The sequence below is a fragment of the Paenibacillus sp. V4I9 genome, assembly GCF_030817295.1.
Lineage (GTDB): Bacteria > Bacillota > Bacilli > Paenibacillales > NBRC-103111 > Paenibacillus_E.
Map to the genome: position 1 here is coordinate 3,318,725 of NZ_JAUSZE010000001.1, position 20,144 is coordinate 3,338,868.

The 20,144-nt window shown below is 43.7% G+C and carries 21 protein-coding genes and 3 pseudogenes; 6 read left to right on the top strand and 18 right to left on the bottom strand.

Going from position 1 to position 20,144, the window contains the following annotated elements; genetic code table 11:
• Positions 1-49 precede the first annotated feature (49 nt).
• The 8 genes and pseudogenes from QFZ81_RS15465 to QFZ81_RS15495 form a co-directional block, all read right to left on the bottom strand.
• Entirely contained in the window at positions 50-376 is a 327-nt protein-coding gene (locus QFZ81_RS15465; protein ID WP_307442926.1) for an MFS transporter, read from the bottom strand.
• Positions 360-644, bottom strand: a complete 285-nt coding sequence (locus QFZ81_RS15470) for an IS3 family transposase (RefSeq protein ID WP_307442925.1) — start codon at positions 642-644, stop codon at positions 360-362. Before QFZ81_RS15470 ends, QFZ81_RS15465 begins: the two co-directional genes overlap by 17 nt.
• Positions 571-900 (bottom strand): annotated as a pseudogene (locus QFZ81_RS37345) (transposase); the annotation flags it as partial. The pseudogene QFZ81_RS37345 and the gene QFZ81_RS15470, both read right to left, overlap by 74 nt.
• A 271-nt stretch (positions 901-1,171) precedes the next feature.
• Positions 1,172-1,924: an SDR family oxidoreductase gene (locus QFZ81_RS15475; protein ID WP_307442922.1), complete on the bottom strand. Its 753-nt coding sequence runs from the start codon at positions 1,922-1,924 to the stop codon at positions 1,172-1,174.
• Between the two features lie 134 nt (positions 1,925-2,058).
• A complete protein-coding gene (locus QFZ81_RS15480) occupies positions 2,059-2,811 on the bottom strand; it encodes an SDR family NAD(P)-dependent oxidoreductase (RefSeq protein ID WP_307442920.1) in 753 nt (250 codons plus the stop codon).
• 388 nt (positions 2,812-3,199) lie between these two features.
• Positions 3,200-3,385, bottom strand: coding sequence for a hypothetical protein (locus QFZ81_RS15485; RefSeq protein WP_307442919.1), 186 nt, complete (start codon positions 3,383-3,385; stop codon positions 3,200-3,202).
• An 82-nt stretch (positions 3,386-3,467) separates the two neighbouring features.
• Positions 3,468-4,217 (bottom strand): SDR family NAD(P)-dependent oxidoreductase, encoded by a 750-nt coding sequence (locus tag QFZ81_RS15490; protein ID WP_307442918.1) that lies wholly within the window; start codon positions 4,215-4,217, stop codon positions 3,468-3,470.
• A gap of 875 nt (positions 4,218-5,092) precedes the next feature.
• Positions 5,093-5,662: a TetR/AcrR family transcriptional regulator gene (locus QFZ81_RS15495; protein WP_307442917.1), complete on the bottom strand. Its 570-nt coding sequence runs from the start codon at positions 5,660-5,662 to the stop codon at positions 5,093-5,095.
• Positions 5,663-6,159: 497 nt separating this feature from the next.
• Here QFZ81_RS15495 and QFZ81_RS15500 point away from each other — a divergent pair, with 497 nt between their 5' ends.
• Complete coding sequence (locus tag QFZ81_RS15500) at positions 6,160-6,426, top strand: spore germination protein (protein ID WP_307442915.1); 267 nt, start codon at positions 6,160-6,162, stop codon at positions 6,424-6,426.
• A gap of 1,567 nt (positions 6,427-7,993) precedes the next feature.
• On the opposite strand, the pseudogene QFZ81_RS15505 reads toward QFZ81_RS15500, so the two are convergent.
• The 6 genes and pseudogenes from QFZ81_RS15505 to QFZ81_RS15530 all read right to left on the bottom strand — a co-directional run.
• A pseudogene (locus QFZ81_RS15505) lies at positions 7,994-8,452 on the bottom strand (IS110 family transposase); the annotation flags it as partial.
• A 184-nt stretch (positions 8,453-8,636) separates the two neighbouring features.
• Positions 8,637-9,158, bottom strand: coding sequence for a P-loop nucleotide/nucleoside kinase family protein (locus QFZ81_RS15510; RefSeq protein WP_307442913.1), 522 nt, complete (start codon positions 9,156-9,158; stop codon positions 8,637-8,639).
• A gap of 103 nt (positions 9,159-9,261) precedes the next feature.
• The gene (locus QFZ81_RS15515; RefSeq protein WP_307442911.1) at positions 9,262-9,780 is read right to left on the bottom strand and encodes a GNAT family N-acetyltransferase; all 519 of its coding nucleotides are present in this window, start codon (positions 9,778-9,780) and stop codon (positions 9,262-9,264) included.
• A 1,099-nt stretch (positions 9,781-10,879) separates the two neighbouring features.
• Positions 10,880-11,086 (bottom strand): CDGSH iron-sulfur domain-containing protein, encoded by a 207-nt coding sequence (locus tag QFZ81_RS15520; RefSeq protein ID WP_307442910.1) that lies wholly within the window; start codon positions 11,084-11,086, stop codon positions 10,880-10,882.
• A gap of 39 nt (positions 11,087-11,125) precedes the next feature.
• Entirely contained in the window at positions 11,126-12,952 is a 1,827-nt protein-coding gene (locus QFZ81_RS15525) for an amidohydrolase (protein ID WP_307442909.1), read from the bottom strand.
• Positions 12,953-13,093: 141 nt separating this feature from the next.
• Positions 13,094-14,263 carry a murein hydrolase activator EnvC family protein gene (locus QFZ81_RS15530; RefSeq protein ID WP_307442908.1) on the bottom strand — a complete coding sequence of 390 codons (1,170 nt, stop codon included), beginning with the start codon at positions 14,261-14,263 and terminating at the stop codon, positions 13,094-13,096.
• Positions 14,264-14,763: 500 nt separating this feature from the next.
• Between QFZ81_RS15530 and QFZ81_RS15535 the strand changes: the two genes are divergently transcribed.
• Both QFZ81_RS15535 and QFZ81_RS15540 read left to right on the top strand, forming a co-directional pair.
• Positions 14,764-15,384, top strand: a complete 621-nt coding sequence (locus tag QFZ81_RS15535) for a hydrolase (protein ID WP_483874679.1) — start codon at positions 14,764-14,766, stop codon at positions 15,382-15,384.
• Positions 15,385-15,501: 117 nt separating this feature from the next.
• Positions 15,502-15,597: pseudogene (locus QFZ81_RS15540) on the top strand (SDR family NAD(P)-dependent oxidoreductase); the annotation flags it as partial.
• Between the two features lie 45 nt (positions 15,598-15,642).
• On the opposite strand, the gene QFZ81_RS15545 reads toward QFZ81_RS15540, so the two are convergent.
• The gene (locus tag QFZ81_RS15545; protein ID WP_307442906.1) at positions 15,643-15,912 is read right to left on the bottom strand and encodes a hypothetical protein; all 270 of its coding nucleotides are present in this window, start codon (positions 15,910-15,912) and stop codon (positions 15,643-15,645) included.
• Positions 15,913-16,245: 333 nt separating this feature from the next.
• On the opposite strand from QFZ81_RS15545, the gene QFZ81_RS15550 reads away from it, so the two are divergent.
• The 3 genes from QFZ81_RS15550 to QFZ81_RS15560 are packed head-to-tail and all read left to right on the top strand — an operon-like array spanning position 16,246 to position 17,445.
• Entirely contained in the window at positions 16,246-16,575 is a 330-nt protein-coding gene (locus QFZ81_RS15550) for an IS110 family transposase (RefSeq protein ID WP_307606917.1), read from the top strand.
• Positions 16,572-17,123 (top strand): hypothetical protein, encoded by a 552-nt coding sequence (locus QFZ81_RS15555; RefSeq protein WP_307603428.1) that lies wholly within the window; start codon positions 16,572-16,574, stop codon positions 17,121-17,123. The genes QFZ81_RS15550 and QFZ81_RS15555 overlap by 4 nt, the downstream gene beginning before the upstream one ends.
• A 37-nt stretch (positions 17,124-17,160) precedes the next feature.
• On the top strand, positions 17,161-17,445 hold the full coding sequence (locus tag QFZ81_RS15560) for a transposase (protein ID WP_307603431.1): 285 nt from the start codon (positions 17,161-17,163) through the stop codon (positions 17,443-17,445).
• An 828-nt stretch (positions 17,446-18,273) separates the two neighbouring features.
• On the opposite strand, the gene QFZ81_RS15565 is transcribed toward QFZ81_RS15560, so the two are convergent.
• The 3 genes from QFZ81_RS15565 to QFZ81_RS15575 all read right to left on the bottom strand — a co-directional run bounded on the left by QFZ81_RS15565 (position 18,274) and on the right by QFZ81_RS15575 (position 20,095).
• A complete protein-coding gene (locus tag QFZ81_RS15565) occupies positions 18,274-18,468 on the bottom strand; it encodes a hypothetical protein (RefSeq protein WP_307603433.1) in 195 nt (64 codons plus the stop codon).
• Positions 18,469-18,767: 299 nt separating this feature from the next.
• Complete coding sequence (locus tag QFZ81_RS15570; protein ID WP_307603435.1) at positions 18,768-19,532, bottom strand: SDR family oxidoreductase; 765 nt, start codon at positions 19,530-19,532, stop codon at positions 18,768-18,770.
• Between the two features lie 83 nt (positions 19,533-19,615).
• Positions 19,616-20,095: a carboxymuconolactone decarboxylase family protein gene (locus tag QFZ81_RS15575; RefSeq protein ID WP_307603437.1), complete on the bottom strand. Its 480-nt coding sequence runs from the start codon at positions 20,093-20,095 to the stop codon at positions 19,616-19,618.
• Between the last annotated feature and the right edge of the window lie 49 nt (positions 20,096-20,144).

Genomic DNA, 20,144 nt, shown 5'->3' on the forward strand with positions numbered 1-20,144 from the left:
TCCCCCTGTGATCAAATTGTGCTTAACATAGATGATCGTCCTGTATTGATTATCCTTTGTTCACTTGCTCCTTCGCGGTTAACAGCTGCTTAGGGCTATTTTCCTTCGGCGCATGGGTGCGCTTAATGAAGAGGCTGATGACCAGCGCAAACACCGCCAAGATCAGGCCAAACATGAAAGAGTCGTGCAGCCCCGCGACCATCGATTGGAGCGCTTCATGCGGCGAAGCCGGGTCCGGTGATGTTTTCATATAATCTTTCGCGCCAGACGACATGATGCTGATGAACAAAGCAATACCGATCGCACCCGCAACCTGCTGCAACGTGTTCAAGATGGCGGTGCCGTGCGCATAAAGGTGGCTAGGCAGCTGATTCAAGCCCGTTGTCTGCGCGGGCATCATGACCAGAGACATTCCGATCATCATACTTGATGCCTAACTGCTGCATAAGGCGCAGAACCTTCTTATGGTTAACAATAAGATTATGCTGACGGTATAACTCATCTCGTATGCGACGGTATCCCAGAATCTTATCTCGTTCTTCATAGATCGTTTTGATTTTGAGTTTTAGTTCACCGTCCCGAACTTCCTTTCTGCGCCTCACATAGGCGTAGTAACCCCAAATAGCCACATAGTTCCTTAACACTTCTGGTTTTCTTTAGCACATCAATGATCAATGACGTCGTATCTGTCCTGCAATCCTCCCGTTTTAAGATTTGTATCCACTTTTTTAAGATGTCTACCTCCAACTGCAACCGTCGTATCTGGCGTTCATGCTCTGTCTCTATTGTCGAAGGATTCCCACGTTTATCCTTGAAAGCATCGATTCCACTTTTGCGATAGCTACTCATCCACCTCTTCACACGATCTTTATCCCGTATTTCTAATTGTTCCGTTATCTTTCTGTAGCTCCAGCTTTCTTAAACATGCAGTCGAACTGCCTCGATTTTCAATGATTCTGGATAATGTTTAAACGTTTGTCCTTTAATCGCCATGAAAAATGCACCCCCTATAAATTCATCGGTTTACCCAGGGGGTTTATCCAATGTCTATTATAGGGGGTGCACTTCAACCTCCAGAATGGAATGTTTATTTGGCCTTATATGTGGTTTTCCCTTAACTAAATATTGGTTAATCAACAGGCCTACATTTATTCCTTTTAATAATTAAAAATTATTGTAACGCTCCCCCGCTTAGTAGCAGTTGCTGGCCGCTCACGTAAGAGCTAAGTTCGCTAGCGAAAAATTCGGCGACATTCGCTACGTCTTCTAAATTGCCCAGCCTCCTCATGGGATGGCTTTGAGTAAATTGCTTAATAAATTCCGCGCGTTCCTCCGGATTGGAAAATGCTCCCGCACCTTCTATGCCCGTCGGCACGATTGAATTGACGGTCACTCCCCTATAGCCGATTTCCTTCGCTAACACCTCTACCTGGTACATTGGCGCGATTTTGCTACTGGCATACAAAGCTGCTCCGGGCAACGCGCTGGCTGTAGTGCTAGACGAAATATAAATTATCCGTCCATTATCCGCAACGTGCTTGGCCGCTTCTTGTAAAGTAATAAAAGTACCTTTGGTGTTGATTCGGAAAAACTTGTCGAACTGTTCCTCCGATATGTCGACCGTCGGAATTCGTTCCGATTCAATACCCGCGTTGGCAACGACAATGTCGATTTTCCCGAATTCCTTCAAGGATAATTGAAACATTTCTCGGAGTTCGTCCGCTTTGGAAATATCCGCTTGAAGCATTATAGCTTTAACGCCATATTTTAAAACATTAGCCATCGTTTCCTCAGCCGAAGCTTTACTGCTGCTATAATTAATGACGATATTTGCACCTAGAGAAGCATACCGCTCGGCGATCGCCTTACCGAGACCGCGCCCGGAGCCGGTGATTAAAGCAACCTTATTTTTCAAATTGGTCATAGATGTTTAGCCCCTTACCTGCTGTTATGTCGAATCAAATAAATGAATAAAGCGTGAACTGTTTTAGCAAGTTAGTTCCTACTTCGACAGGTCACGCTCGATTTCAGTTTTTTTTGATAAACATGTACATTAAATCAGATACCCATACCGCCGGATACTTCGATCCGTTGCGCGTTCACCCATCGATTCTCTTCCGATACGAGCGACGCGATCATCATGCCGAGGTCTTCGGGAAGCCCGGGACGACCAAGCGCGGTCATATCCGAGACCATTTTGTTTACTTGCGGATTATCGCGTACCATTCCCCCGCTGAAGTCGGTTTGAATGGCGCCCGGAGCGACGACGTTTACTTTGATGCGGCGTGGTCCAAGCTCTTTCGCTTGATACTTCGTCAATACTTCGATCGCGCCTTTTACGGCTGCGTAAGGAGGGCTGCCGACGATAATCCGGGTCAAGCCTGTAGAAACGTTCACGATTTCGCCGCCGTCGTTCATAATCGGAAGCAACTTTTGAGTCAAGAAGAAGACGCCTTTAATATGAATGTTATATAACGTATCCAGTTCTTCTTCCGTCGTGGATGCGAATGTGCCGTGATGGGCAGTGCCCGCGTTATTGACCAAAATATCGAAACGATCTTTGCCCCATGTAGCTGACAACGCCTCTTTCACGCTCGTAACGAAAGCGTCGAATGTGGAGGTATTGCTTACGTCCAGCTTTAACGCAACGGCCTTGCGGCCTGATTCTTGAACAAGTTTAACTGCCGTATCTGCTTCCTCGCTGTTGGTGTTATAAGTGAGGATCGTATCAAAGCCGCGGTTTGCCAACGCAACAACGGTGCTGCGACCAATGCCTCGGCTGCCGCCGGTTACAATAGCGATTTTGGACATGTTTAATTTCCTTCTTTCATAAATGTGTTTTCCGAACATATTATCATTCGGTCGAGTAAACTATATACCTAACCAAACGGTTAGTAAGATATATTTTCTTTCCTTTGAACCACAATCCCGGCCTCTCCTAGTGAATCCGCATTGATTTCGCAAAAGGAATACAGTCTGACACAGCAATTAACTCTGCTTCAACCACTTGCAGTTGTTGGCAAGCAATGTCGTATTCGGCCAAGAGCTGCTTTAGATGAAGTTTGTACACAGAATTACCTTGTTTAGTTTCAACTGAATGAAGAGAATGACTATAAGGCGCTCCCGGAATTTCCCATCGGTAAGCACTTGTTTATAGCATCTCGAAGTTGTTCAACCGATGGCGTTCCCGACTACAAATTCAAGCCAGCTTCAGACCATGCGATACGCTGGTTGACTTCAGGCCTGTCTTCCGAATCGCCTGCCCCAATAAGCGGTACACCGTTGGACAGAGCGAATTGTACGTTCCCATATTCAGTGGCAGGAAAGCGTTATAAGGCAAATATTTCGCAACGCGCACTTTAGCTGGCAACTCCCAAATCGACATACAGGGCATCCTTCTGTGCTTCATGACAACGACAGAAGCATCCCATATATTCAAACCAAATCAGAATTCGGTAACATGCAGGTTAGATGCCCATACCACCTGAAACTTCAATTCTTTGTGCATTTATCCAACGATTCTCTTCAGAAACGAGAGAAGCGATCATCATACCTAAATCTTCTGGAAGTCCAGGGCGGCCAAGTGCAGTCATATCCGATACCATTTTGTTTACTTGCGGATTATCCCGTACCATGCCTCCGCTAAAGTCGGTTTGAATAGCACCAGGGGCTACAACATTCACTTTTATACGACGTGCCCCAAGCTCTTTTGCCTGATACTTCGTCAGCACTTCAATCGCCCCTTTTACAGCTGCATAAGGAGCGCTGCCGACAATAATACGAGTCAAGCCAGTCGAAATGTTCACGATATTGCCGCCGTCATTGATTAGCGGTAGTAGCTTCTGGGTGAGGAAAAATACGCCTTTGACGTGAATGTTATATAAAGCGTCTAACTCTTCTTCAGTCGTGGAGGCAAAAGACCCATGATGGGATGTACCAGCGTTGTTTACAAGAATATTAAAACTTTCATGCCCCCACGTTGCCAATACTTCCTTCACGCTTGTAATAAAGGGGTCGAACATGGCTGTATTACTTGTATCCAGTTTTAACGCAGTTGTTTTGACGCCTAATTTTGTAACGAGTTCAACTACCTTTTCTGCTTCCTCGACGTTTGTGTTATATGTGAAAATTGAATGAATTCCACGCTCTGCTAGTGAAAGTACGGTGCTGCGGCCAATCCCTCTGCTGCCGCCAGTTACAATCGCGATTTTTGACATTTGAAATTTCCTTCTTTCTGAAGTTTTGTCCGGGACTCATGTCGACCGGATGTCTATAATATATAACTAACTATATAGTTAGGTCAATGTAAAAATTAGGATTGCATTTTTGATAAAAAAGCACGAAAACCACCGTTTATGGAAAGAGCCCCTCCTATCTTCAACTTGTTAAATTCTGGAGTCAGCAGCGACGGCACTAATTGACTGACGCAATCGATCTATATCCTGCGAAACAATTCTGCGTCAGCGGACTTCATCAAGTCTTCATTGGCATAATTGGTTTAGAGCACAAACCCGCGACAGCAAAAGAATTAACGACCTCTCAAAACAACTCCGGATTCGGGGAGATAATCCTAATTTCGTATATAATTGACTAATATGAACCGACAATAAATACAAAATCATCGTCTGGTCATACTACTTTTTTGCATGAGCGATTATTTTGAAATTTTCATAACTGACTTTTTAGTTATATCAATAATAGAGCTATGTAGCAAAAAATCAGAATAAATGAAAGGGACTGAGTTAACATTACCAAAATTGCTGTTGTTTACTGGTGGAAGCCACGGCATTGGCCAGTATTGTTCTTGAACTAGCTATAAGAGGGGTTGATTCAATCTTCACCTACAATTCCAATCGAGAAGAAGCAGAGAAAGTCGTCTAGTATGTTGAAAAATCAGGCCGAAAAGCCATTGCCTTTAAGCTTGATGTGAGTAAAGAGAATATCTTCGATACATTTATTGCTATCGTAAAAGATGCCCTGGCTTCTACATGGGGTACGGACCACTTCGATAATGTCGTCAATAAAGCGGGCACAGGACCAAATCCTATATTTGCTGACTATACCAGTCGCTGAAGATGAAATCGGCGACCAGTCAGCTGCTCTGAGTTATCATACTTACTACTTTTGATACATAATCCCGAATTTCATTATAATTATTGCTGGAAGAATTAGAATCAATAAACGGTCCAAAGGGGTTCACTGTCGTCCATGCAGTAGCTATCGACATTACAACCGTTAATAGGAAACCCGGTGAAAATGCTTGCCCCACTTGATCATTGTTTTGTGCTTCTAACAATGCTTGAACTTTCGAGTTTTGGGCAGTATCTCTGTCAACCAGATGTTCGTCCTTGTTTTCCAAGCTAAACCAAGTCATTAAGCGCATCAGATCGGGATTAGCCATGGCGAAATCAAACACTTGTACGGCAAAGCCAGGGAGATCTTGCGGAAGGAAAGGTATTTCTTCATATACGCGTGAAAGATGTTTCTTAAGGACAGTAGTAAAGAGCTTCTCCTTACTTTCGAAATAGATATAAATCATATTTTTATTGCAATCTGCTGCTTTAGCTATACGATCTACACGTGCCCCTGCTATTCCAAAAGATGAAAACTCTCTCATTGCGGCTTCCAGTATTCGTTCTCTTGTCACCTCTGCATTTCGCATTACATCTTCCCCTTTTGTCTTTATTTAAAATAGACTAAATAACTTGAATAAGTTATTTCATTATTGACCAGATGTTTATTTTATAATACCTGTCAATTATACATAAATGCAAAAAAAAGAAAAACGAATACTTCCCGTTTGAATTATAATACAAGAATTTAATCCTGCAAATTAACCTAAATTTACGAAACAAAAGATATATTCCGACAATCTGGTAATATTAATGTTGTGTTAAATTTCTAATTTAATTTTTAAAGAAAGGAGCTCAGTTTGTAAGATGATGAAACATCAAAACATAATCCTTGAACGTGTTGAAAAATGCTTCCTCAAAAGAATAAGGTAAAAGACATCTCACAGCCAAAGCTTCAAAGTTGGTTAATGTAAGTTGAATATGTCGTCGACAAAGAACTGGTTTACATGCATCTTTTGGCACCACTAATACGTTATATCCCAAATCACCCAGAAGATAAAAATTCGTTGAAGAAATCGTCACACAAGTGCAAGTCAATATTCATGCAACAACGACTAATATTGAAGAAATGGCGATGGACATCGTGCAAGGCTGTTCGATGCCGATCCATAGCTCTTCTAATATGACGATTTTATTTAAAACAACTGCAAAAAACGGCCGACAGGCCTCAGCACCTGAAATTGAATCACAGATTATCGGCCCACAGAATGCCTTCGTAGAGTCCATTGAACAAAATTTGCAAACTATTACCCAACTGCTCCCAGACCTGTACACCAATTTTTTCTTCAATTAAGATAATACGTGCTCGTGTTGTGGCCTCAAATACTTTCCCGGATTTTGGCTTTGTTTTTCTGAACTGCGGTCATTTCACATAACGTTACTGTATTCACGACGTCAAAAGACTTAAGGGACAGATTGGATCGGCGCAGCCATCCATCACACCGGTTCGCGCAGCGTAATTAGTCTTGCAGATGTGTCCGGCTGCTCCTGCCTCCCCGAAAATCCTCGGCCGGACCGAGGGGCGGATACCCCGATGCATGAATACGTTGTTATCCGATGCCTTCGACCTCTTGAACAACCTTCGAATTCTTCTATTTCCTTCCCCTACCCATTAATATTTTATCGCGACTAGCTTGATTCTTTCTTGTTCTGCTTTTTATTCTTCTAGTTTCTTTTTCCAACATACAATTCCATTGCGACTAGCTTCATTCCATTCTCTTATTCTTTCTCCCTTAGATATTGGTAGTATATACCACTTTTTGGTTTCTGACATCATTAAAAAAGCGCCGCGGCGGCGAAGGGGGTTACCCAATTGCTCGCTTGCTGGCGCGTCTAATTTATACGGTCTGTTCTTCTTGGTTTTGTATGGTTAATATCGTGTCTTCAACATGCTTTCGAAGGTTTCGGATAACGTCATATTCACGAACTTCGTGAATACCTCCATCTTACGCAAATTGCTGAACTTCGTAAATACAAAACTGGAAGGAAATTACACGGATCACCTCCGCCTGGGACTCCGTCCAGGCAAATCAGATTCAGCACTTATTCGCCTTCGGGTGCCCGGCTCTTTTTGGCGTACCACATCCGTTAGAAAATGCTGGCATCTTGCCATAGAGTTGCTATAATTCCTGATCCCCGCCGTCTCCCAGTGTTAGCCAGCTAATCAATGGATCCAATCCCGGTCAAAATTGAACATGTCATCTTCGTGTTGATGCGATACATCCTCATTGACCGATCCGAAAGCGAACCAGAGCACCTTCAATATCCTGTATGACCTGAGTTTCCCGAACGGTAATACCTCTGTCATGACGCTTGTCGGGAATGAGATCAAGTTCTTGTCAAAATCGGGAATGAGATAAAGTTCTATCATTAAAATTTGACAAGAACTTTATCCCATAACGCAAAAAGCCGCGATCTACGCGGCTAATAAAGAGATAATGTTCATGTCACCCGACAACTTCTATACAAAAACGACAAGAACTTCTATACATTCTTCTATACATTAATGTTTCTGTTCCGTTCCCCCTCGAAAAAAAAATCAGCGTTACCAATAACAACAAGTTATCGGCAACGCTGATAATTTAAATTCTTAATCGAGCTACATACTGGTCTACGTATTTTATATATTGTTTGTTCTCACTGCTTGGATTTGAATACACATCGCTCTTCTGCCTGCCTTTTAAGCATTCAAATTGAGAATAATCCTCAACTGCGGACAACGATACATGTTCTTGTCCTAAATCGGCAAACGATATATGTTCTTGTCACTGGCTTTTGACTTATCGTTAAAATGAAAAAAGCCGCAGATATGCGGCTTCATAAGCGTATATGTTCTTGTCACCCGACATGAAATGAGTTATCATCGCTTCCCGCAGTTCTGCATAAACGCCCTGAGGTAGGCTTCGTATGGCGTATCTCCCGTCTTTGACTAGCTGTGCAATTACTTTCGCGTCCTTAACGTCATTCTTCGTTGGAGAATTGTCGTCCAGTTCTTTGCTTTTCTTCACGTGCAGTGGATTCACCACACCGTACCTAAATCGCTTTTCTCTTAAGTAATATGCAAGATTCAGCCAGTAGTGGCCTGTCGGCTCCATGCCGACAATTACGTCCTGGAATCCTTGCTCCGTTGATATCTTTTGGTACCAATTAACAAACAATTCAAAACCTTCCCGGTTGTTCTCAAACGTGATTGGCTTCCCGAACTCGACTCCGCGGTAGTCTTGGGCTCGAGCCACATGTTTGAATTTGGCGATGTCGACACCGACAATTAAGGTAGAAGAAGTGATTTGATTAATTCGTTCATTTTGAGTAGAATGCATCTTGTAGTCTCCTTGGTTTGTTTTTGGATCCGTTAGCTGGCCAGCATCGTGGACCCATAAACATCATACCAAGGAGCCTTTTTGTTTCTCAAGTCTCGTATTTCTTCATAATAGGAATGCTGCCCGATAGCTCAACAGGCTGCCATTGATGCTAGCAGCCTGTTGCCCTGAAGCTCCGTCTCCGTTAGCGGAATCTACTAAACTTCTTACGCTCCCGATCCAACCGTTCGCGCAACGTCTTCAGACTTTCGGCCACAGTTTGGTGAGCTGTATCGATGACGATGTGTTCACGTTCCCAAATATCGTACTGTCTGTTCCTGACTTGCTCCCATGTAGGTAAAGCAAAGCCGGGAATATCGGCTACACGCGTTTCGATTCGATGCCTATGTTCACGATCGTCTGAGCAGACTACTTCGATTTCCACAAACAGAGTTCCAAGAGATTCCGCCACGTTGCGCCAATCTTGGCGCGTTATTTCGATGGGATTGACCGTATCTGCTATCACATCGAGTCCCAGTCGGAGATTCTGCGATGCAATCGCATAACACACGATGTAACCCGCGGGTCCATCTGCCCACGTCCCAGCAACCCGCATAGCTTGTTCCACGACATCGACCCGGAGATACGTAGCCTGAAACTCTCTAGCCAAAGCCGATGATAACGTGGACTTCCCGGTGCCTGGCAACCCGCTAAATATATAGAGCATAAAATTCGCCTCCTTCACAACCAAGCCGCATATATTAAGCGGCCCGCCGTAATAAATACAGAAAAAGCGATGGATCGATTCTATCGCTGAGCTCTTGTATCCGTTAGCTCAATAATGACCACTCGAAAATACATTTTTGCCTCTCTCCTTCAAGGTACATGTCATTATGTGGAGGGAGTTCAACAATTACATTCAATTTAGCTCCGATGTACTCACAAGTTTTTCTCGAAGGGAAATTATCTGGGTTACATGTAATAATTAATTTCTCCATACCATGTGCTAGTGCTACTTGCTTGACTAATAAGCAAGCCTTTGCAGCGAAATGGTTCCCTCTAAATTTCTCTGTTATCGAATAACCTATATGTCCACCATAATAAAGATTTTCATTGCTACCAATCCGAACATCTATTTTACCTGTGATTTCATTGGAACCAGCTCGAACGATGTTGTATTTATATGCAGGAACAAATCCCTTCTCTTCATCACCTGGAACTTTCTCAGAGATAACTAAGTCAACTTCTTTACCAGGAATAAATTCTAAATCCAAGAATGCAAAGCCCACATTAATCTCTCCTTCCTCATCCACTAAAATATACCATAAATATTCATTAGACAGTTGCATTATTCTGCCCTTTAGTTGAACACGCCTGCCGATCTTTGTCAGCAGCTGCACTACGTCGTATTAGGCTATAGTTCACCGTAACAAAAATGTATTCGACCGGGGATCCGTCGGGAATGAGATCAAGTTCTTGTCAAAATCGGGAATGGGATCAAGTTCTTGTCATTGGTTTTTGACAAGAACTTGATCCCATAAAATAAAAAAGCCGCGATTTACACGGATATTAATGAGATAATGTTCTTGTCACCAGACATTTCGCGACACAAATGTCGGATGTGTCGGAGGACAAGAACATATATCGATGATGTATTGGCGGGATGATTTCGGGATACATACCTAGATTTCTTGTAAATCCTAAATATCTTCCCTTCCCTTCAAATTCCTCATAATCATCCCATGATGTAAATGATTCATTTCGAATGGAATACGCAATGTATGTGTGAAAATCAATTTGTATTATCGGGGAATTTTTATCAATATTTATTGAATACGAATCTCCAAAGTTTTTCTCACCTTATAATGAGCGGTTCAGGCGTATCACTGATATTGCTTCTGCTAAAATAAAGCCTTAATACGTTTATCTCAGGCTCTGTAAGACCAAGGAAGAATACATCTTTCAGTTCCATTAATTCATTATACTTCAACAAGAAATCCTCCTCTCCACAAATCAGTGTTCACTCTATATACTACCATGATATATTGCGCTTATGCTCCTCTATCCTGCCCGATAGCTTAACGAGGCCGCCGAATTATTCCTGCGTTAGCCTCGTGATGTAGTTTGAGCTCTTGTATCCGTTAGCTGAATTATTTTTGCTTTTTATGAAAGAGAACATGTTTATTTAAAGGACTATCTTTCTCAACTTTCGGGTGACTGAACATTTTAATAAAACTCATACCGATTTTTATCATTACTTTTTTTGAAGGATTATTAATGAGAAGGATCGGCTGCCGGATGACGGGAAGGTGCTGTTCCGAAGCATAATTAAATTTCACGAGAAAGCCTATCGCCGCTCATAATCCTGAACTGCCGGCTTCCCGAGAAATGCAAAAAAACCTTGAACGACAAGCTCGCAGCTGTCTCTTCAAGGTTATTTTGTTGTATTTAAGCCTGATCGGCAGCACGAGGAGCACTTTCAAACTTGCCTTTGTGTGCCAAATCACAAAACGGTTTTTTATCGGATAGTCCGCAGCGGCACAGAATAAAAGATTCCGGGGTCTCAAAGCGATTCCCCTCTGCATCCACCATGTCTACTTTTCCCATGATCCGTAAAGGACCGTTATCATTGACTTTAATCGTTAAATCGGACATACATGCCAGACCTTTCTGTTTGTGAGTTAGTTGTTAGGTTCAAAAGACGAAGCAATCCAAGTCGCAGAACCCGCTTCCGTGATGATGGCCGCAATGATGCGCATGCTGCGGCCGATGTATCCACGGACCACCCCCGCCTCCATCATGCGGGGCTTTACAGTATCCGCCATAGTAATTGATCGGCGACCAGTCTGGACTTGCTTTCGGAGCTGGAGGCGATAATCTGGCGAATTCACTAGCGCCATAAACAATCTTACCGCCTACGACAGTCAATACGGACTCAATGCGTTTGATTTCTTCCTCGGAGACACGGAAGAAATCATCAGAAAGGAGTGATATGTCTGCGTAATAACCTACCCTGATTTGGCCCTTTACATCCTCTTCCTTCGAGAACCAGGCATTTCCGGCTGTATACATGCGAAGAGCTTGGTGCCGGTCGACCCGATTGGAAGAAGGGTACAAGCGCAGTCCGCCAAGCGTTTTACCGGTAATTAGCCAGTACAAGGAAACCCAAGGGTTATAACTGGCTACCCTCGTAGCATCCGTACCGACGCCTACATGCAATCCATGTGAAAGCATCTTAACGACAGGTGGAGCGTGCTTAGCTTCTTCAGCTCCATATCTGTCAACGAAATATTCTCCTTGAAACGCCATCCGGTTTTGAACGGCAATGGATCCGCCTAACGCGATAACGCGTTCCAGATCCGGCTCGCGGATCGTTTCAGCATGATCGAAGATCCACCGTAGATCTTTAAATGGAACTTCCTTATTTACACGTTCAAACACGTTGAGGAAGCGCGTGATGTCCTCGCCATAGGTTGCGTGGAGTCGGAAAGGCCAGCGCTGTTGAACCAGCAGCCGGACAACATTATATAAGTCGCTTTCCATGACAGCGGGCAAAATCGGGCGAGGTTCGGCAAAGTTTTCGTAGTCAGCTGCGCTGTATACAAGCATTTCACCGCCGCCGTTGTGACGATAATAAGGGCTCCCCGTATAAGGCTTCGATGTAGCCGTCCATGTTTTAAAATCGTCCAGTTCGTGGCCGGGATGCTGCGTAAACAAATTATATGCCGTTCGAATAGTGATTTCTCCGTTCTTGTCGAGTTCCTCAAAGACTTGATAATCTTCCGGGTAATTCTGAAAGCCGCCGCCGGCATCAATGACGCTGGTCACGCCAAAGCGATTCATTTCACGCATGAACAGCCGCGTGGAGTTCAACTGATCTTCATGTGATAGTTTAGGCCCTTTCGCTAAAGTCGAATATAGAATCGTTGCGCTCGGCTTGGCTAATAGCAGCCCGGTCGGATTGCCTTGGCTATCCCGTTGAATTTCACCGCCTGGTGGATCCGGCGTATCCTTCGTAATCCCAACCGCGCGCAAAGCCGCTTTGTTCAAAAGGGCTCGTTGGTATAAATGCAGAATGAACACGGGCGTATCCGGAGCTATACGATTGATTTCTTCCAAAGTGGGCAATCGGCGTTCCTTGAATTGAAACTCCGACCACCCCCCGACGACGCGCACCCATTGCGGTGGTGGTGTACGGTCTACTTGTTGTTTTAATATACGCAAACCGTCAGCAAGCGACGGCACTCCATCCCAACGCAGCTCCAAGTTATAGTTCAATCCGCCGCGTATTAGATGAATGTGCGTATCATTCAATCCTGGAATCATAAGGCGCTTGTTAGCATCCACAACACGAGTCTTTGGTCCTTTATAGCACATAACATCGGCATCTCTGCCCACAGCAATAATACGGTCTCCCTTAATGGCAACTGCTGTTGCGATGTGTCTGGATTCATCCATGGTTACGATGTTAGCGTTATAAATGACTAAATCAGCCTCTGGAAAATCAGGCTCAAGCCGCATACCTGTACGCCTCCTTTAGTATGACAATTCCTTACATCACTTTATTCATTAAATTGGCAACTATGTATTCAGCCCATTGTACCCATGGTTATAAATCAAAAACTCCCTAGTTGGACATGGCCGCCAAGGGAGTTTTCATGATTATAGTTTTTTATTATCCAAATAAGGGCGAGGATCAATATAGTTCATTTTATTTCCGGTAATTCCTGTAGCAACGGCAAAATGCAGATGGGGACCTGTCGATTGCCCATCATTCCCGACAACTGCAATGGTTTGCCCGAGTTTTACTTCCTGACCTACGGATACGTAGATCCCGGCTCCAAACATATGGCCATATACGCTCATTAAACCGTTGGAATGTTTAATAACAACCCAGTTGCCGAATCCGTTCGCTTTCCCGGCGTAAAGCACAATCCCGTTATCTACCGCAACGATGGATGTTCCGATCGGTGCACCGATATCGATTCCCGCATGAAATTCTTGTACGCGCGGGCCAAAATCCGATGTAATCATGTGGGAGGAAGGAACCGGCCAGTCCCAAAAACCGTCACTCCATACCTTATTTTGTAAGACAGCATTGAGCTGCGCCTCAACCTCAGGGGTAAGCTTATCGTCAATACTCGACAAGTCTTCTTCTACTTTATGAGCAGTATCCACTTCAGCCTGACTTTTCTTCTGTAACTGATCTAATAAAGCAATCCGTTGATTGATCTTTTCTTCTTGTGCAGCCTTTGCAGAACTTAATGTATTCCGCTGTGCCAAGAGCAAACTTTGTTGTTGGTCAAGCTCATCTTTTAATTTTGTCAAATTTACTTTGTCCTGCGACATGACTTCGATCAATTGCTTATCCGATTTGATAACCATCGTCAGCATACTCACCCGATTAATAAAATCGCCAAAATCCGTAGAACCCAAAAGCACTTCAATAAATGAAACCGAGAGATTTCCGCTTGTATACATATTATTAAGGCGATTTTTCAATAACTGATTACGATAGTCAATGTTCTTCTCGGTATTGCTGATATTGATTTGTATGGATTGCATTTTCATTGTAATTTTATCGATATCGGGTTGCAGCTCGCTAACCAATTGATCATATTCATATATTTGCCGGTTAATCGTAGAAAGCTGACCTTGAATCTGTTCTTCTTGATTATTAAGCTGTTGAATGACTTCCAGACGTTTATTATAATTATCGATCAAGTCTTTGACCGCCAGATTGGCATCATTTTGAGCATAAGCCAAATTCATATTGGAAACCATTAACATCACGGTGATGATGAAAGGTATAACACGTTTTTTGGATTTCATCCTATCATCCCTTCTAGTTGTTCTAAGAAGTCTCGATGGCAGGTGAAATTAGAACTGCTCTATAGATAAGTATATAAGCTGAGCAGGATGAATGTCATTGGAATCTTGTGGCACAATCTTTATATATCTATCTACACGACGTTTTAACTCTAAAAAATGGAACTAATTACTTGAATAATGCTACCTCAACAGAATCATCTTATGAATGGAGGTGTTTATTAATGAAAAAGTTGATATACCCTATTGCTGGCGTCATGTTACTATCTGCTTTGACAGGATGCACAGCTAGAGGGACCAATCCCAATTATCAAACAAAGAACTTTCAGGCTAACACATTGACTGACGGCCAAGTCCCACCCACTTATGTTGCCCGAACCGCAAGTGATACGGTTCAACCTTATGCAGCAAGCGGGGCTCCACAAACAGAATTTAACTCGCTTGCTACAAAGGTTTCAGAAGGGGCAGATATTAGAGCGAATGCCACGAATGCATCACCGGGATTGCTGAGCCCAACCGATCACACACTTTTATTAGTTGACCATCAACCGCAAATGGCATTTGCAACGAAATCCCATAGTTTGGAATCCGTTCGAAATAACGTAACTGGGACTGCTAAATCCGCGAAATTGTTCGGAGTGCCGACGATTCTTACGACAGTGGCATCCAAAACGTTTAGCGGTCCGATCTTTCCGGAACTTCAAGCTGTGTTTCCCGATCAAGCGCCAATCGATCGTACAACCATGAATGCATGGGAAGACCAGCGCGTCGTAGATGCAGTTAAGAAGACAGGTAAAAAGAAACTTGTCATTGCGGGGCTTTGGACAGAAGTTTGCGTTGTCGATCCGGCTCTTTCGGCAATCGATGCGGGGCATCAAGTATACATTATTACGGATGCTTGCGGAGGCGTAAGCGAAGAGGCACACGAGAGGGCCGTACAACGTATGATCCAGGCCGGTGCCGTACCTATGACTTGGCTGCAATACTTGCTCGAGATGCAGCGCGACTGGGCGAATCAAAAGACTTATAATGATGTGCTCACGATTGCCAAAGATCATGGCGGCGCTTATGGACTTGGTGTCATATACGCCAAGGAGATGTTCGGCGGCAAAGAAGGAAAATAATCTTCAAACAAAAATGACCGCCGAAGCACCTTTAGCGGTTTTTTTATGTTGTGCTAAGAGCTGCCGCGAAGCAACCCCTCAAATATAGTTCTTCGTTGTAGCAATATCATGAGTTAAATTCTTATTACAGGCGGAAGTGCTGGAATAGGATTAGCTTTTGCTGAGCGCTTTATAAAAGCTGGAAATAAAGTCATTATTTGTGGACGACGTGAACTAAACAGGAAATACCAGGAAATAATACTAACGTTCTGCGCTAGTTCAACCATCTTTTTCTTGTTTAGCCCTTTGGGATTCTCTAAATGAACCGAAAATACCTGTAATAAGCCCAATTAACCCAAAAGTAAATCCATATCCAGAAGAATCTTCAAAAGACAGCAAAACAATTACTCCGAACAGTATAATAATGACACCTAAAAGTTGAACTTGAAGAGCGCTTGGATTGATAAAGTCCAATAATACACATCCATAAAAGATCGCAACAGCTATTAGAGTTAGAACGATTAAACAGATTAAGGCAAAACTCCCCATCTTGACCTCCTCTAGATTTAAACAAATGCTTTCGACCACAGAATTTCCCTAAGCCATCCTCTTTAGTATTTCACTTAAATTAACTTTTTTTCCTACATATTGTATTTTGAAATACTTTCAACCTCTACCACGCTAAACTGCCCGTTAACATTCCTGTAGGTGTTAGTAGATTGAACTTGCAGAAAAAAGGACGCCTCGCTAGGATGAGTATATACTGGGTTGCAGCCCTCAGAACTCACCTTAGGAGGCGTTATCATGAAGTCTAATCTAATTAATTCTCAAAATCAACGTGTATAACGAATCTCCACTACCACTCTGGTTATAGGCATCGACATTGCCAAGGAGAAGCACGCTGCACAAGCCATTAATTTTCGAGGTGTTGTCCTCTCCAAGCGCCCTATTCTATTTTCGAATGACCTTGCTGGCTTTGAGCATTTAGAACACAGTATTCGGAAATTACAGAAGATGCACGGCATGAATGACTTCGTTGTGGGAATGGAGAGCACCGGTCACTACTGGTTCAATATTGCCAACTGGTTGGTGGGTCAAGGCATTGATGTAGCTCTTGTCAATCCAATGACAACCAAACGCAATAAGGAAACAGAGATAACTCACCTTCCAAGAACGACCCAAAAGATGCTCTGGTCATCGCCGATGCGGTGAGCCGTGGGTTCTACACGCCCTTCTCTCCAAAGGATGAAGCATTCCGCCGCCTACGGGTTATGGTTACAAACAGAGAGCACTGGGTTGTTAAATCAGGAAGGACTAAGAATAGAATCCACCGCTGGCTTGATATCCGGTTTCCAGAATACAGACAAGCATTTGATGATATTTTTAGCGATCGTTCGTTGGCCACTTTGCGCCGGTTCCCAGCCCCTTCTGACCTCTTGCAGCTAACTCCGGAGCAAATGGTACAGATCTGGGGTGAGTATATGGCCAGACCTGGCGGGGTGCGAGGTAAGAACAAGGCGTTGGAACTTCAATCACTCGCTAGACATAGCGTGGGAGACACTACTGCCCTTGAAGAAGACAAATGGGAGCTAAGGCACCTCATCGAAGAGTATGAAAGAATCTGCCGAATTATTGACGAAGCGGACGAGATGATTGAAAAGATACTGCCTGAAATTCCTTGTTCTGATCTCGTTCGATCTGTCGGTGCTTCCGTTCCTGCAACGGCTGCCATATTGGCATTTGGGGGGGGACTTACGTAATCTGTCTCACGGAAATCAATTACTACGCAAGGCAGGATTGAACTTAGCAGAACGAAGTTCAGGCAAGTATAAGGGGCAAATCAAGCTCACCAAACGAGGCAACTCACTACTGCGCAAGCATCTCTACTTCACTGTGTTTCACCTGTTATCTTTCAATGGAGCGTTCCAAGCCATGCATGCGCACAATACCGTCGTAAAACGAATGACGAAAATGCAGTCCATGATGAAGCTCATTGGGAAACTGGCCCGGATGCTTGTAGCCATGGCAAGAGAAGGACAAACATTCTCCATGGATAAGGCCCAGCTACCGTTAGCAGCATAAAAGTAAATCGTAACCCTGACACGTAGATTGGCTCATTCGCAGGATCTCACAAAGAAAGCACGAGTACCGAGATTTTTCCGCTTTAGGGCATAGACCCGTTCCGTTAACGATGATCGGACTCCACACCTTGGAAAGATAGGACGAAGGAATGTGAGGGCAAAGACCCGTCGAGATTTGGGAGAGTGAATCCCCAAGGACCTTGTGGAGAGAAGCGTGCAGTATAACTTTTTTATGGAAGATGTTGTAAAAATGATCAGCACCTTCTGTTCCCGCATGCTCTCTAACGGAACTGCCTGCCACATACTACCCAAACACCTGAACCCCTATTTAACATGCATATTGAAATCCTGCGAATGAGCGAGCATTCGTGAGAAAATCCTTATTCTCTGAGGGAGTTGAACAAAATCAGCCGATTATGGCCGTTTATCCTTTGTATTAGTTTGAGCCTGTTTTTCGCATCGCTATGTTTCAATATTAACATGTAATGAAAGCCGAATTTTAGGATATGAAGATGTATTGTATAATGTTAAATAGACCACTAATCTGTATCGTTTAGCAACTAAGGGGAAGGTATCAACTTAGTGTCCTTTATTGGAAAACAATACAACTTCTTGTCTTTTAGAAAAGACAAGAAGTTGTATCCATAAAATAAAAAATCCGCTCAAATCACGGATTCAAATGGATATATGATCTTGTCCTCCTACAAGTGTTCAAAAGTCATTTCATATTGAATAGCCAGCCTTTTTCTCTGGCTCACCTCGTCTTGGGTCATTGGGATGAGCGAAATGAACAATATCCCATACCGCCCATTCAATTTCAGGATATCGCTCAGAAGGAGCCTCCTGTTGGTTGGAATGAAAGCCCAGGGATCGTCAAATCTTTTTTCTTGTATGGCATAACTGCTTTTTTCGCTGCGATCATAACATCGCTAGCGTTATACTCTTTGTTGAGACAAATGTGTGGTTTACCAATGACGGTATCAGTTGCTCTATGGATAAAGTTCTTGTCAATTGGTCGTGACAAGAACTTTATCCCATAAAACAAAAAAACCGCGATTTACGCGGTAATTAATGAGATAATGTTCTTGTCACCCGACAGGAATGGGGATTCTGACCCCGCCAATTTGTCAGTGATGTCTGTCATTTCTTTCTTCAACAATGTCACCGTTCGCTGACTTCCTCCCTTTCGATTTTTCGGTCTATGGGATGGGGTAAGGTAAAGAACGCCGTTTTCGCCTTACCTCCCCTTTATTTCTCGGTTAAATCCACTCTTCCATGTTCTTCATCAATAAAATCATTAATTCCTGACTCTGTCTTGCAGTATTACACATGAGATGCAGAACGGCTGAGCCAATCTTGGAAACGTGTCGTAGTGATGCGTACGGGTCTATCGCCATTTGGAACGAGAGATTGATCATTCACCTCTACCGATCCGTAGTAGAGCGCATTGTCGTCTGTGACCACCTGACGTTTGTCTTGAGTTGTGCTAAAGTATTGTCTAACGAATTCGTCCATACGAATCTGATCTGGACCAGCCACATCGACAATGCCATTCACTGGCGCCCCAAGTGTGAAATCGGCCAACGCTGCTGCAACATCATCCGAAACGATAGGCTGCATAAGGGCGGAAGGCAAACGAACGGTTTCCCCTTCTGTAGCCACATCGGCGATGCCGCCGACGAATTCGAAGAACTGCGTCGCGCGGACGATCGTATAAGGATTCTTGGAATTCTGAATTAGCTCTTCTTGAGCCATTTTCGCACGGAAATAACCACTTTGGAGAAGGCGTTCGGTACCAACGACCGACAACGCAACATGATGACTTACTCCAGCGGTTGCTTCAGCAGCAAGGAGATTACGAGTAGACGTCTCAAAGAACTCCAAAACTGCCTGGTCCTCCCACGAAGGCGCGTTTGTCACGTCGACGACAACCTGTGCGCCGCTAAGCGCTTCTGCCAGCCCCTCACCAGTGATCGTGTTGACACCTAAGGAAGGTGATGCTGCCACTACCTCATGGCCAAGCTGACGAAGGTTGTTTACAAGTTTTTTTCCAATAAACCCACTGCCGCCAATAACTACAATTTTCATCTTAATTCCTCCTAGTTTTGTAGCCCATAAATAAGGGCATGTAATGTTTTTCTTTTTATTTCTAAAATAAGCTTTACTGCTTTTTAACTTAGGCCAGCTTTGGTCAATCCAAATGCAGCATCAGCAGAACCCGGGACAGTTTTAAATGCTATATTTATGCGGTTCCAAGCATTAATCGCCATAATCGAGAAAGTCAGGTCCGAGATTTCTTTTTCAGACAACTGTTCGCGAACACGATTATACACGTCGTCGGGTACACCATGCTCAGGGAGCTTGGTCAGGATCTCGGTCCATGCCAGTACAGCGCGTTCACGCGGAGCAAACAGGGTCGATTCCCGCCAGATCGAGATGTGGTGTAGGCGAAGCTCGCGCTCACCATGAATCTTTGCTTCCTTCATATGCATGTCCAGGCAGAATCCGCATCCATTCATTTGTGATGCTCTGATGTGAATGAGATCGAGGATCTCCTTTTCAATTGAGCTTCCCTTCTCGGCGTTGCTAAATTCCATCATTTGTTTGAAAAATTCTGGTGATTGCTGCATATAATTTACATGTTGTGTCATAACTGTTGTACCTCCTATTTTTTTGACACTATTAAGACAAATGGCGATT